This is a genomic window from Janthinobacterium sp. GW822-FHT07H10, from assembly GCF_058798675.1.
In genome coordinates this window covers 18,871-32,518 of record NZ_JBXAKS010000011.1, presented here as the reverse complement: position 1 = coordinate 32,518, position 13,648 = coordinate 18,871, and the positions used below count along the sequence as shown (strand labels likewise).

Genomic DNA, 13,648 nt, shown 5'->3' with positions numbered 1-13,648 from the left:
GTGATCGGCATCCCTGCCCCGACCTCGCGCCCCGAGGCACGACGGCGGTTGCGGCTAGCCGTGCGCGAGGCCGTGGCGCGGTGGCTGAAGCTGGACATCGCCGCCATCGCGCTGGAATCGACGCCAGGCAGCCCTCCCCGTTTGCTGCTGGCCGGCCGAACTGCGGGCCTGTCGTTCAGCCATGACGAGGGCATCTCGCTGGCCGCCATCGGCCTGCATGGCGCCGTCGGCATCGACGTCATGCGCGTGCAGGACATTCCCGACTGGGCGAATCTGGCACGCGACTACCTGGGGCCGCTGGTGACGCGGGAACTGGCCGCCTGCCCCGCCGCGCAGCGCCCGCTGCGGCTGGCGCAGGCCTGGACGGCGCGCGAGGCAACGCTCAAGTGCGCGGGCTTGCCGCTGGCGGAGTGGAGCGCGGCCGCGCCAGCTTGCCGCCTGCAGGCGCTGACGTTGCCGGCACCGCATGTGGCGACCCTGGCATACTAATCTTCCTTGCCCTCGGCCGCCCCGCCGACCTGGACGAAAATCAGTTTTACGATAATACTGACGAGCAGCCCCAGTAGCCCGATCAATTCCAGCATGGTCTTTCCTTTGCAGTGACAGCAGACCAGTCCACTGTAGCGTGCTTGCGGGACCCAGGCTAATATCAAATCAGGCAGTCAACGATCTCGAAAAGGCATACGATTGATTTCCCTCAAACAGTTCAAGTACTTTGTCGAGATTGTCGATGCGGGCAGCTACTCGCGCGCGGCGGAAAAGCTGTATATCGCCCAGTCGGCCCTGAGCCGGCAAATCAAGGAGCTGGAAAACGAGGTGCAGGCGCTGCTGCTCACGCGCGACGCGCGCCATATCGAGCTCACGCCGGCCGGCCAGGTATTTTATGAACGCGCCAGGCGCATCCTCGAAGATATCGAGGAAACCGTGCGCCAGACGCGCCACGTGGGACAAGGGGCGCAAGGCATCATCCGCCTGCTGCATTCAAGCTCGGTCACGCTCACGCCCGCCATCGGCGCCGTGCTGAACCGGCTGCTGGCGCAGTTTCCCGGCGTCTCGCTCGATATCTCGAAAGGCTCGTCGGAAAACCAGGCGGCCGACATCGAGGAAGGCCGTGCCGACCTGGGCCTCGTGCGCCTGCCCACCCTGCGCAAGCACGCCAACATCGTCGTGCGTGACCTGTACGCGGAAAAGCTGGTGGTGGCCGTGTCGGCGGCGTCGCCGCTGGCGGTGCTGCAGAGCACAACCATTGCCGCCCTGCGCGACGAAGCGTTCGTCTCGATCCCGCACAAGGAACGCGGCGGCCTCAGCTACCTGGTGGCGGGCCTGTGCCTGGCGCAGGGTTTCTTTCCGAAGGCGGCGCGCGCCCTGTCGCGCAAGACGTCGCAGCTGAACCTGATCGAAGCCAACATGGGCATCGCCATCGTCCCCGACAGCATGCGCCTGGTGGCGCCGCCCGGCGTGCGTTTTATCGCCCTGCCCGACGACGAGTCGCATTCCGTCGTCGGCCTGATCTCGCCGCGCGCGGCCAGCGGCATGGTGGCCGCGTTCACGGAAGCGTTCGTGCGCGAGATGAACGGGCTGCAGGCGGCGGATTAACCTTCCGCGTACAGCGCCGCATCGGCCTCGCGCACGGCCGCCATCAGCAAGGCCAGTTTCATGACATCGAGCTTGCCGTCGGTGCGCACGCGCGAGCACAGGTCGATGCCGTACGGGCGCACCTGGCGCAGCGCGTCCGTCACATTGGCCGCATCGAGGCCGCCAGCCAGGAAGACGGGACGCGGGCTGGCGCGCACGAAGCGCGCGCTGATGCCCCAGTCGTGCGTGCGGCCCGTGCCGCCCAGTTCCGGGACAGGCGCGCCGGGGCGGCCCGAGTCGAGCAAAAACGCATGCACATGGGGCGCGTAGGCGGGAATCAGCTCCAGCGCCTCGTCTCCCTCCACGTGGATCACCTGCACGCGCCGCACGTGGGGCAGCAGGCGCGCCAGTTCGGCCACCTCGCCCGGGTCGACATGGCCGACGATCTGCACGGTGGTCGGCTGCGTGGCGCGCACGTGCCCGGCGATGGCCTGCGCCGTCGTTTCGGATGTCAGCAGGAAGGTGGACACGGGCGGCGGCGTCCACGCGGCGATCTGCGCAATGCGCGCGTCGGGGATCGGGCCGGGGCCGGACGGCATGGCGCCCACCAGCCCCAGCGCGTCGGCGCCGGCCGCAATCGCCAGTTGCGCCTCGTCGATGGAAGCGATGCAGCAGATCTTGATGCGGGTTCTCATGGTCTTGGGTCGTCAGTATGAATGATCAACATTACAACATAGGGAGAGTGCGCGCGCCAAGGCACGCGGTCAAGCGCGCATGCAATTGTGTGCCAGAATGGGGCCATCGCACACTTCCAGAGGAACCCATGGCCGACTACAAGAATCCCAGCTACGTGGCCCGCTCCATGCATCCGCGCTTCGACGAACTGACGTCGCCCGGCGAAGCCGTGCCGTATTCGGGCATTTACCGCTGCGACGGCTGCGCGCATGAAATCGTCTCGACGGAAGGCCACGTCATGCCGCCGCAAAACCACCACCAGCACAGCAGCGAGCAGGGCGCGATCCGCTGGCGCCTGATCGTCAGCCCCCGCTGACGGCGGCGCGCGATTGTGCGTGGATTGTGCGGCGCAGATTGACAGGCGCCGGGCGCCGGCCGATACTTGATTCATCCCGGATCGCCAATAGAACGCCACTGGAACGCCCGCATGCGCATCGTCGATTTTGAAGTCCGCAAGGAGTGCCCGCCGCAGCTGTGCGACTGCGAGCGCGAGCGGCTGCTCGCCGATCCGCAGGCGGATGTCACCATCCTGCGCCTGAACCTGACGGAAGAAAAGCGCCTGCTCGCGCATATCGACGGCATTGCCACGTATGCGCAGCTGAAACAGCTGCAGCAGCGCCTGCAGGCCAACCTGGGAGTGGAACTGCAGATTGCGCCGGGCGGCGGCGAAGTGCGCACCGTGCGCGGCTTCCAGATCCGCCTGCTCGAGCGTCCGGGCCTGTGCCGCAAGACGCGCGCCGCCATCCCCGCCGCCGTGCGGCGCTGCCTGGCCGCGCATCCCGAGATCGCGTTTGCGATCCTGAATGAAAACGATCTGCTCGGCGGGGTGTGAACCGGGCAGGTCGGATTAGCGGGCACCGCGTAATCCGACACCATTGTTGGCGTATGTGCGAATGTCGGATTACGCTCCGCTAATCCGACCTACGCCGTCACGCCGGCACGGATGGGAATGACCTTGCCTTTCGCCTCGCGCGCGCGTAGCTGCCCGCAGCCCCCTTCCACGTCCTGCCCCGCCGAATCGCGCAATTTGGTCAGCACGCCCCGCTCGTGCAATGCGGCGGCGATGGCCCGCGCCTTGTCCCAGCTGGGGCGCCGGAACGGCAAGTCGTCGATGGTGTTATACGGGATCATGTTCAGCACCGCATATTTCCCCTTCAGCAGGTCGACGATGCCATCCATCTCGTCGTCGCCATCGTTGACGCCTTCCATCAGGGTCCATTGATATTGCACCGGATAGCCGGTCAGGCGCGCATACGACTCGCCGAAGTCCACCAGTTCGCGCGGAGACAGCCTGGGCGCGCGCGGCAGCAGCTGCTCGCGCAAGTCCTGTTTGGTCGTGTGCAGCGACAGCGCCAGCGCGGGCTTCACCCGTCCCTGCGGCAGGCGCTCGAAGGCGCGCGGGTCGCCCACGGTGGAAAACACGAGGTTCTTGTGGCCGATATTACCCTCGGTGCCCAGCAACTCGATCGCTTCCATCACATTATTCAGGTTATGCGCCGGTTCGCCCATGCCCATGAAGACGACCTTCTTCACGGGGCGCAGCGTGCGCGCCAGCACCACCTGCGCGACGATCTCGCCGCTCGTCACCTGGCGGATCAGGCCATCGCGGCCCGTCATGCAGAACTGGCAGCCGACGGCGCAGCCGACCTGGCTGGAGACGCACAGGCCGTCGCGCGGCAGCAGCACGCTTTCCACCGTCTGGCCATCATGCAGTCCCACCAGCAGGCGCGCCGAGCCGTCCGCGCCCGGATGGGTGCTGAGCAGCTTGAGCATGCCCTGCAATTCGAGGTCCAGCGCAGGCAAGGCCAGCCGCACGGGCAGCGGCAGGAAATCCTCGGCGCGGCGCCGGCCCTGATCATGCGGCTGCGCCTGTATCCAGTCGCGCAGCACGCGCTGTTCGTGCAGGGGCTTGGCGCCGAGCGCGCGCAGGCGCTGGCGGAGGTGGTCGATTTGCATGGCGTCTGAATAAGAAAACGGCGCGCAGGAATGAAGCCCGGCGCGCCGTATTACGGGTAAAAGCGTTAGACTTTTTTGACGAATTCCGTCTTCAGGCTCATCGAGCCGAAGCCGCCGATCTTGCAGTCGATGTCATGGTCGGCATCGACCAGGCGGATGTTCTTGACCTTGGTGCCCATCTTGACGACGCCGCCGCCGCCCTTCAGCTTCAAGTCCTTGATGACGCTGACCGTGTCGCCGTCCTGCAGGATATTGCCGGCCGCGTCGCGGTACACCTTGGCGCCCTCTTCCACCGCATCGCCAGCCGTGGCCGACCATTCATGCGCGCATTCAGGGCAGATCAACTGGCTGCCATCTTCGTACGTGAATTCGGATTTGCATTGCGGGCATGGTGGTAATGTGCTCATACTTCTCTCTGTCTGGTGAACAGCGTTGTGCTGTAAAAGCCGACAGTATACTGCCTACGCCCCGCATCAGCGTGCTTTTTTAGCCATCATTATCAAGTACGGCGCACAATTTCGATGGTGCTGTGGACGATTTCCTCGTGGACGCCGATGCGCGCGCGCAGCTCGGCGGCCGTCAAGGCCGGATCGCGGCTGACGACGGACAAGGCGCACGAATACAGTTGCTTGCCCACGCGCCAGACGTGGAGGTCGACGATGCGCGGCGTGTCGCCGGCGCTGTCCACCTCCACCGCCTCGCGGATTTCCTGCACCACGGGGTGGTCCATTTCGCGGTCCAGCAAGACCTTGCCCGTCTCCTGCATCAGCTTTTTCGCCCACAGCGCCACCAGCACGGCGCCGACGATGCCCATCACGGGATCGAGCCAGCGCCAGCCGTACAGCCAGGCGCCCGCCAGCGCGACGATGGCCAGCACGGACGTGGCGGCGTCGGCCAGCACGTGGACATACGCGGCCTTCATGTTCAGGTCTTCGCCATGGTGGTGGCCGTTGTGCTCGTGATGCTCGTGATGCTCATGCCCATGGTGGTGGCCGTGGTCATGGTGGCCGCCGAGGATCAGCGCGCACGCCAGGTTCACCAGCAAGCCAAAGGCGGCCACCGCCATCGCCTCGGGATAGTGGATGGCCTGCGGCGAGAACAGGCGCTCGACGGAAGCGGCCAGCATCAGCACGGCCACGCCCAGCAGCAGGATGGCGCTCGTGTAGCCGGCCAGCACTTCGATCTTCCACGTGCCGAAGGCAAAGCGGGGATCGCGCGCATAGCGGCGCGCCGCCGCATACGCAAACGCGGCCAGGCCGATGGCCAGCGAGTGCGAACTCATATGCCAGCCATCGGCCAGCAAGGCCATGGAGTTGTACCACCAGCCGGCGGCGATTTCCAGCGCCATGGTGGCCAGGGTGATCCACATGACGAGGCGCGCGCGGCTTTCCGCCTTGCCATTGGCGCCGTCAAACACATGCTCGTGCTGCCAGGCGGAGAGGTCTTCCGCCATGTTTTGCTGTTTCATGCCGTTCTTCCTTGCCGTGTCATTTGAGGTAGGTGCGCAAAATGCCCGCGATATCGTCGGCGCCCCTGGCCCGCTCGTCGCTGCCGATGTCCGGGCTGGCCACGTGCTCGCGCAGGTGCTCCTCGATGACTTCCGCCATCAGGCCATTCACGGCGCCGCGCACGGCGGCGATCAGCTGCAGCACCTCGCCGCAGTCGCGCCCCTCTTCCAGGCCCCGCTCCAGGCCTTCCACCTGGCCGCGGATGCGCTTCACGCGATTGAGCAGCCTGGTCTTGTTGTGCGATGTGTGTCCCATGATTTCGTCTCGATAAATACTATAGGGGGGTATACTATCAGAAACCGCCACGGCCGCGGCAAGGCGCAAAAAAAGCCGCGCATCCTGGCGGACGGGCGGCTGCATGGCGACGACGTTTTATGAGGCAGGATCGGCGATCTTTTGCAGCTTGCTGGCCAGCGACGCATCGGACAATTCGCCCAGGTGCGTATCGACCAATCGCCCTTGCGCGTCGTAGAACAGGGTGGTGGGCAGGGCCGAGGAACCGGCCGCCTTGCCCAGCGCCGCCTCGCTGTCGAGCACCACATTGCGCAGCGCCAGGCCGCCCGGCGCAAGGAAGGCGTGGACGGGGGCGGCGTCCTCGCGCTGGTTCGCATACACGAAGACGATACCGGCATGCGCCTTCTGCGCGGCGGCCAGCACGGGCATCTCGCGCCGGCACGGCGGGCACCAGCTGGCCCACAGGTTGACCACCATGGGCTTGCCGCCGGCCAGCGCCGCCAGGGTCGTCGGCGCGCCGTCGACAGTCTGCAGCGCCACGGCCGGCAGGGCCGTCGGCTTGTCATATGCCAGCCCCAGGCCCGCACTCAGCACGCCCCAGGCCAGCGCGCCCGACGCCACGCTGAGCGCCAGCGGACGGCGCGCGGCCGCCATGGCGGGACGCCGGCAGCGCCACGCGGCCACCAGCAGCGCGCAGGCGATGCCGGCCGGTGCCAGGAAACCGCCATCGCGGATATTGATGATGGACCAGGGCGCCGCCAGGTACTGTTCATGCCAGCGCAGCACGAAGGCCAGCCGCGCCGCCAGCAGCCCGGCGATCAGCATGTCGGACACGAGGGGGCCGGCATCGGGCATCTGGCGCCGGCGTTGCAGCCAATGCGCCACGCCGTAGGCCACGCACAGCGAAACGATCAGCAGGACCAGGCCTGTGGGCAGGGCCAGGGGGCCGATTTGCAGGGACAGCATGGGCGCTCTCTATCTCGTCGAATGGACGACCATTCTGCCCCATGCGGATTAAGCAGGCGTTAAGCGGCGCGAAATCAGGTGGCCAGCGCTTCCTTGCGCACGAAGTGCATGGCTTGCGGCTGGTCCACCAGCACGCACTGCTTGCCCGTGCGCTTGCAGTGGTCGTGCACGCGCCAATAGGCGTCATGGCTGACGCAACCCGTCTGGCAAATCACCAGGTCGGCCGCCACCAGGCCCGCTTCCAGCGCCGCCGCATCGTCTGCGCCATCGTCGCCGCCCGCGTGATGCAGGAAGCGTCCGCCGGCCTGCTCGATGGCTTGCTGCGCCACGTTGGCGCCATCCGCATCCTGGCCCGCTTCCGGGTGCAAATAGTTACCCACATACAGCACGGCCTTTTCGCGCACGCCCGCCAGCAGGTCCACTTGCAGCGCGGCACGGGGCACGGCCGAGGGCGCAGGCACCCACTGCAGGCGCAGCAATTCGCGCATCAGGTCCTGCACCCGCTCGCTGAGCCATTCGACCTTGCGCGCCAGCCGCGCGCGCGTCGGCAAACCCGGCGCGGCGGCAGCCAGCTCGGCCAGTTCCTCGCGCGCCAGCGCCAGCTTCGTGTCGCGGATGACGACCTGTGCCCGCGCGCGCATCAATTCCGCTTCCAGCTGCGCAATGCGCGCCGCCTGCCCGGCCAATTGCGCACTGCAACGGGCCTGCGCCCGTCCATATTCGCCCATCAGCACGCGATGTTCGTGCGCAATCAAATCCTCGTTACCGTACAAACTGCCCATCATGCCCTCCTTCACACGCGTGGCGCCATTGCGCCGGCCCATCGCCACCCCATTGAGCCGCATTATAAATGAGAATCATTATTATTTGCGCATGCACGTGTGCGCAGTAGGGATATGCGAGCGCCGCCGGCGTCAGGCAGCGGGCGAACAGGACAGCATGTGCTGCCAGACGTCATCCTGCACCTGCCGCACGTGCCGCAAGCCGTCCGCGCCGCGATACGTGTCCAGGGCATTCGGCCACGCGATATCGATGAACAACAGCCGTTGCGGATCGATCAGCAGGGACTGGCCCACATAATTTCCCTTGATCTCGCCCTTGTTCACGGCCAGCAGGCGCGCGCCGCCGGCCAGCGCCCGCTCTTCGAGGACCACGCCGCTGCGTTCGGCCACATCGCGCAGCCAGCGCTCACGCCAGCGCGCCTGTTCCTCGAATTGCCCCGCCGGCGGCCGGTCGAGCTTGACCACGGCCGCCACCGGCCCGCCGATGCCCGCCTGCAGCGAAAAGCCCATGCGTTCCTGCAGTTCGACCGTGTACGCCTCGCCCTTGACCTCGATCCGGTAGCGCCCCGCCCCATCCTGCACCCGCAGGTCGGCCTGGTGATAGGCGGGCCGGACGCAATTGGCATATTGATAGGCGAGCACATCGAGGAACGGCGGTGCGACGGGGGCGGACGCCGCCATGGCGGGCGACAGGCTGGCACACAGCGCGGCGGCGGCGCATTTCATCGTATTCATACTTTCTCCGGTTCACGTGGCACGGCAATGACGGCCGGAAACAGGCCCGGCCCGCCATCATGTTGCTTCTACATAATATTTTGCACAATTTTTTATTGATGGTGGAATTGGCAAGAACGGCACTCTACCTGACGGAGACAAAATCGCCCGCACGGCCTGCGCAAGACAGCCCCTGGCGCGCGATTCAATTGAATCGCGCTTGTGAAATCGCTATTTCTAAGGTGTAATCTTATAAGCAAGTCATTGAATTAATTGCAAGTACGCTCATTTCGCCACACGGAGTTCCCTTCAATGTCCGAATTGGTCCAAGCAAGCGCGTCGCCGTCACCCGTCGCCAACGGCGTCAGCCAGGCCACGCGCCTGCTGAAGCTGAGCACGCCGCTGGGCCCGGACAAGCTGCTGGCCGAATCCGTGCGTGGCGAGGAAGGCTTGAGCCAGGGATGCGTGTTCCATATCACCGCCCTCTCGCTCGACGCGGCCATTCCGCTCAAGTCGCTGATCGGCCAGCCCGTCCTGCTGGAATTGCTCATGGCCGATGGCGGCTGGCGCCCGTTCCACGGCCACGTCACCGCCGTCGAACTGGCCGGCGCGAACGGCGGCTTTGCCCGCTACAAGCTGACGATGGAGCCGTGGAGCGCCTTTCTCGCACACGGCCGCGACAGCCGCATCTTCCAGGACATGGCGGTGCCCGACATCCTCGAGGTCCTGTTCCAGCGCTACCAGGGCCAGGGCATGCTGGCGCCGGCCTGGCGCTTCGAGCTGCTCGACCGCACGCGCTATCCGAAGCGCAGCATCTGCACGCAGTACCAGGAAAGCGACTGGGCCTTCGCGGAACGGCTGATGAGCGAGGAAGGCCTGTTTTACCATGTCGAGCACCTGGGCGACGCGGGCAGCGCCAGCCTGGGCAGCCACACCATCGTGATCGCCGACCATAACGGCAGCTTCAAGCCGAATGCCCAGGCCAGCATCGCCTACACCCAGCCCGGCGCCGTCATGCCGCAGGACAGCATCGACCGCTGGCGCATGCATGTGCGCCAGCAAACCAACGGCATCGAGCTGTCGAGCTGGGATTACCGCACGCGCGGCGAGCGTCCCGTCAGCGCTGGCGGCGCCGCCGCCGACGGCATGCCGCTGGTCAGCCGCGACGCGCCCGGCGCCTATGCCTATGCCTCGCGCGAGCAGGGCCAGCGCATCGCCGAGCAGCAGCTGCAGGCGCTGACGGCGGGCAAGGAAGTCTTTGTCGGCGCCGGCACCGTGCGCACCCTGGCGCCAGGCACCACCTTCGCGCTCACCGGCCAGGCGCAGACCGATGCGGCGGCCAATGACGACGAACGCAGCTTCCTCGTCGTGCGCACCGTGCACCTGATGCACAACAATCTGGACGCGGAACTGGGCGGCGGCCTGCTGCAGCGCTTTGGCCAGGGCTTGCTGGACATGCTGACCGGCGATGCGGAAACGGACAGCCTGCTGGCGGCAGGCAAGTCGATCGCCGAGCGCGCGCCCTATCGCAACCGTATCGACGCCATCCGCAGCAAGATACCGTACCGCAGCAGCCGCGCCGACAGCCACGGCCACTTGCTGCATCCGCGCCCCACCGTCTTCGGCCAGCAGACGGCCATCGTCGTGGGGCCGGCCGGCGCGCAGCTGCATACGGACCGCGACCACCGCATCAAGGTGCAGTTCCACTGGCAGCGCGGCGCGCAAAGCCACAGCCGGCTGGCCCATCCTGCCGCCGATGGCCATGCGGGCGCGCCCGGCGACGACAGCGCCGGCACCTGGGTGCGGGTGGCAACGCCGCTGGCGCCCGTCGCCGGGGCCAACTGGGGCAGCAATGCCCTGCCCCGCGTGGGCCAGGAAGTACTGGTCGACTTCCTGGAGGGCAATATCGACCGCCCCGTCGTGATCGGCACGCTGTACAACGGCCGTGGCCAGGCCGATGCGCAAAGCAACCAGGTCAGCCAAGGCACGGGCGCGGCGACGGGCAATGCACCGGCCTGGTTTCCCGGCCAGACCGGCGCCCACGCCCACCCTGCCGCGCTGTCTGGCATCAAGACCCAGGCGATGCAGGCGAGCCAGGGCGGCGCCGGTGCCTACAGCCAGCTGGTGTTCGACGACAGCCCGGGCCAGGCCCGCGTCGCCCTGCAGCGCCATGCGGGCGTGCACGCGGGCACGGCCGAGCTGAACCTGGGCCATTTGCGCCACCAGAGCGATAACCAGCGGCTGGCGCCGGCCGGTTTCGGCGCCGAGCTGAAAACGGAACACAGCGCCGCTCTGCGCGCGGGAGCGGGCCTGCTGCTGTCGGCGCATGGCCGCGATGGCGGCGCCGGCAGCCAGATGGATGCGCAGGAAGCGCTGGAGCAAGTCCGGCAAAGCCTGCAATTACAAACCTCGCTGGCCGAGCAGGCGCACAAGCATCAGGCACTCCAGCTCGCCATCCCGGAGGACGCCGGCCCGCCAGCAACGGCGGCGCAGACGCAGCCGGACACGGCGCCGGAGGCGGCCACCTTGCCCGCCATCGTGCAAATGGAACACAGCATGACCGTCCTGGGCGCAACGGCCGCCGGCCAGGCGGCGGACCCAGGACAGGGCCAGCAGGCAGCGGGCGGCCAGGGCCACGCCAGCGCTTACAGCGAAGCGCATCTGCAATTGTCCAGCCCGTCGGGCATCGCCGCCACCACGCCCGCCACTGCCGTGCTCACCGCGGGCGGCAGCGCCAGCGTGACGGCCGGCGCCGACATCAACTTCGCCGCGCAGGGCAACAGCATGTATGCGCTGGGGAAAGGCATCAGCCTGTTTACCTACGGCAAGGCCAGCAACAATGACAAGCCGAACCAGGAAACCGGCATTCGCCTGCATGCGGCCAGCGGCAAGGTCAGCAGCCAGAGCCAGGCCGACGAAACGCGGCTCACGGCGGACAAGGCCGTCACCGTCACCAGCACGGCCAAGAGCGTCGGCGTGGCGGCCCAGCAGCACGTGCTGATGACGGCCCAGGGCGCCTACATCCGCCTCGAAGGCGGCAACATCATGCTGCACGGCCCCGGAAAAATCGACTTCAAGGCCAGCATGAAGGAATTGACGGGGCCGGCCAGCAGCACCCCAAAATTACCGTTGTTACCGCAGGCTGGGGATGCAAGCAATTTCATGGAATTGAATTATCGCTGGGATGATTTACAGCCCATGGTGGGGGCGCCGTACGTCTTGCTGTTCGACAACGGCACCCGCCTTGAAGGCAAGCTCGATGCCAACGGCTTTGCCCGCCTGGAAAACCTGCCTGATCGCAATGCCGTCGTGATCTACGGCGAAGACGAAAGGGAAGCGGTTCCACGCCACAAGCAGAAACCGAACCAGCTGGCTGGCAGCAAGCCGAAAAGTGACGACGAGGCGCAATCGGTCCTCGAACGTTACCTGGCACAGGAGGCAGCCTATTACAAAGACAATTTCTTTCCGGATGAGCTAGACGACATGGCGGATGACTTTCCTGCAGGCGCCACCGCCAGCACCCTGGAATACGATTTTCACTACGACGATTATCGCTACAAGGACGAAGACAGCAGTGCGGACAAGGCCGCAAGCAAAAGCTACCGCGACTTGCACGATCAGCAAGACGGCGAGTCATGAGCGGCCTCACGCCAGCCGTCCCGGCCAGCACCATCCGTGGCGCCTCGCCAGCCAGCCGCGCGCTCAGGCAAGCCGATGACGGCATCGGTACCTGGCTGAGCGACCTCGTCACCGGCTCCGGTTCCTCTCCCGCGCACATCATCATCACCGGCATACTCGGTGTCGTCCCTGGCGTGGGACAGGCCATGGATGCGCGCGACCTGATCCTTGGCATCATCGTCATCAGCAAATCACCGTCCGCCATCGGCGCCTGGGTGGAACTGGCCATCACCCTGGTCGGTTGCGTACCGGCCGTGGGCGATACGCTCAAGGTCGGTTTCAAGCTGATGAACAAGGGGCACAATTTCGGCCGCGTGCTGGAAGCCGTCTCGCCCAAGCTGCGCGGCAACGTCGAAAAATTCATGCGCAAGATCGACTGGAACGTGCTGGCGCATGAAAGCAAGGGACTCTTCAAGGGCGTGATCGACACCTTCATCGACGGCATTGACAGCTGGGTCGTCAAAGCCGTGGCGGGAAAGTCGGAAGTCAAGCTGTTGATCCAGGAAATGCAGGCAATCCAGAAACGCGGTCCGAAAATGATCGAGGACGCCTTCGCCGAACTGAAAAAACTGCACGGCAAGATGATGGGCCATGACTTGCCGCATAACACGGCCGCCGTCGGCAACGCCACGGGAAAGACCGTGCAGCATGAAGCACGGGAGGTGGGGAAGGATATCGCCGGCAAGGAAGCAAAGGCCGCCAGCAAGGCCGAAAAGAGGCTCGCCGCGAAAAAGAACAAGGATGTCACAGGAAATCAGGCCAAGCCGAATTCCAGCAAGGTCAATACCAAGAAAAAAGGCGAAAAGAAAAAACAGAAATGGCGCACCGGCGTGCCGGCCGAGCACATCACCGATTACTTCGTGAAGAAAAGACATGCGCTGTTCAAGAAGGCAAACAATGCCGGCAAGCTGACGGAAGAGCATAGCGTGCCGCACACCGGACTCGATCACCTGTGGTTCAAGGGCGCCGGCCTTAGCCAGCCTTTCATTGTCGGTGAAACCAAGTCGAGCATCTTCGACTCCTTTCGCCTGATGGCGGCGCTGCCCGCCGATCTGCAGGAAAAATTCAGTTCCCTGAGGGCGGACGAAGCGGCGAATCCCACGCCAAACAATAACAAACCGAATATTTTCGATAACGCGGACCGCGATGCCCATGCAAATCAAAGCGCCAGAATGGGAAACAAGGAAGCGGATGAAAAAGAACTGAGAAAAGGCTTGAACAGGGAAAATAAGGAAACGAAGCTGCCCACGCAAATGAGCCACGCATGGATAGCCCGCTCGCTCCAGCAGGAAAAACTGACGGCTACCGGACTCACCATCAAGCCCTTGATGAAAAAATACGCCACAGGCCAGCTCCTCAACCCTGACGCCAAGCCCCCGTATCTGCGCTGGATCTCGCTGGTCACCGGTCGTCAGTTGAACAAGCATCGGCAGTCGAAGGGAAGCAATCATGAAATCCAATTGATGCTGGATATTCCAGACAACATATTAAGGAAATAAG

The 13,648-nt window shown here is 65.4% G+C and carries 14 protein-coding genes; 6 read left to right on the top strand and 8 right to left on the bottom strand.

Annotation, left to right across the window (positions count from 1 at the left end; all coding sequences use genetic code 11):
• Positions 1-489, top strand: a complete 489-nt coding sequence (locus AC1RDJ_RS21970) for a 4'-phosphopantetheinyl transferase family protein (protein WP_493028694.1) — start codon at positions 1-3, stop codon at positions 487-489.
• 198 nt (positions 490-687) lie between these two features.
• On the top strand, positions 688-1,596 hold the full coding sequence (locus AC1RDJ_RS21965) for a LysR family transcriptional regulator (protein ID WP_493028693.1): 909 nt from the start codon (positions 688-690) through the stop codon (positions 1,594-1,596).
• Here the strand turns inward: AC1RDJ_RS21965 and AC1RDJ_RS21960 are convergent.
• On the bottom strand, positions 1,593-2,270 hold the full coding sequence (locus tag AC1RDJ_RS21960) for a phosphoribosylanthranilate isomerase (protein ID WP_493028692.1): 678 nt from the start codon (positions 2,268-2,270) through the stop codon (positions 1,593-1,595). The genes AC1RDJ_RS21965 and AC1RDJ_RS21960 overlap by 4 nt on opposite strands.
• A gap of 128 nt (positions 2,271-2,398) precedes the next feature.
• Between AC1RDJ_RS21960 and AC1RDJ_RS21955 the strand changes: the two genes are divergently transcribed.
• A complete protein-coding gene (locus tag AC1RDJ_RS21955; RefSeq protein ID WP_070218305.1) occupies positions 2,399-2,626 on the top strand; it encodes a hypothetical protein in 228 nt (75 codons plus the stop codon).
• 111 nt (positions 2,627-2,737) lie between these two features.
• Positions 2,738-3,142 carry a hypothetical protein gene (locus AC1RDJ_RS21950; protein WP_071324345.1) on the top strand — a complete coding sequence of 135 codons (405 nt, stop codon included), beginning with the start codon at positions 2,738-2,740 and terminating at the stop codon, positions 3,140-3,142.
• Positions 3,143-3,231: 89 nt separating this feature from the next.
• On the opposite strand, the gene AC1RDJ_RS21945 is transcribed toward AC1RDJ_RS21950, so the two are convergent.
• The 7 genes from AC1RDJ_RS21945 to AC1RDJ_RS21915 form a co-directional block, all read right to left on the bottom strand.
• The gene (locus AC1RDJ_RS21945; RefSeq protein WP_493028691.1) at positions 3,232-4,266 is read right to left on the bottom strand and encodes an RNA methyltransferase; all 1,035 of its coding nucleotides are present in this window, start codon (positions 4,264-4,266) and stop codon (positions 3,232-3,234) included.
• A 65-nt stretch (positions 4,267-4,331) separates the two neighbouring features.
• A complete protein-coding gene (locus tag AC1RDJ_RS21940) occupies positions 4,332-4,673 on the bottom strand; it encodes a zinc ribbon domain-containing protein YjdM (protein WP_493028690.1) in 342 nt (113 codons plus the stop codon).
• Positions 4,674-4,765: 92 nt separating this feature from the next.
• Positions 4,766-5,734, bottom strand: coding sequence for a CDF family Co(II)/Ni(II) efflux transporter DmeF (dmeF, locus tag AC1RDJ_RS21935; protein ID WP_493028689.1), 969 nt, complete (start codon positions 5,732-5,734; stop codon positions 4,766-4,768).
• A gap of 19 nt (positions 5,735-5,753) precedes the next feature.
• Complete coding sequence (locus AC1RDJ_RS21930; RefSeq protein WP_071324348.1) at positions 5,754-6,029, bottom strand: metal/formaldehyde-sensitive transcriptional repressor; 276 nt, start codon at positions 6,027-6,029, stop codon at positions 5,754-5,756.
• Positions 6,030-6,146: 117 nt separating this feature from the next.
• Entirely contained in the window at positions 6,147-6,974 is an 828-nt protein-coding gene (locus AC1RDJ_RS21925) for a prolipoprotein diacylglyceryl transferase family protein (RefSeq protein WP_493028688.1), read from the bottom strand.
• A 74-nt stretch (positions 6,975-7,048) separates the two neighbouring features.
• Entirely contained in the window at positions 7,049-7,759 is a 711-nt protein-coding gene (locus tag AC1RDJ_RS21920; RefSeq protein WP_493028687.1) for a DUF2325 domain-containing protein, read from the bottom strand.
• Between the two features lie 129 nt (positions 7,760-7,888).
• Positions 7,889-8,491, bottom strand: coding sequence for a hypothetical protein (locus AC1RDJ_RS21915; RefSeq protein WP_493028686.1), 603 nt, complete (start codon positions 8,489-8,491; stop codon positions 7,889-7,891).
• A 291-nt stretch (positions 8,492-8,782) separates the two neighbouring features.
• Here AC1RDJ_RS21915 and AC1RDJ_RS21910 point away from each other — a divergent pair, with 291 nt between their 5' ends.
• Together AC1RDJ_RS21910 and AC1RDJ_RS21905 are read left to right on the top strand one after the other, a co-directional pair.
• On the top strand, positions 8,783-12,109 hold the full coding sequence (locus AC1RDJ_RS21910) for a type VI secretion system Vgr family protein (RefSeq protein WP_493028685.1): 3,327 nt from the start codon (positions 8,783-8,785) through the stop codon (positions 12,107-12,109).
• Positions 12,106-13,647 (top strand): hypothetical protein, encoded by a 1,542-nt coding sequence (locus AC1RDJ_RS21905; protein WP_493028684.1) that lies wholly within the window; start codon positions 12,106-12,108, stop codon positions 13,645-13,647. Before AC1RDJ_RS21910 ends, AC1RDJ_RS21905 begins: the two co-directional genes overlap by 4 nt.
• Position 13,648: the final 1 nt, after the last annotated feature.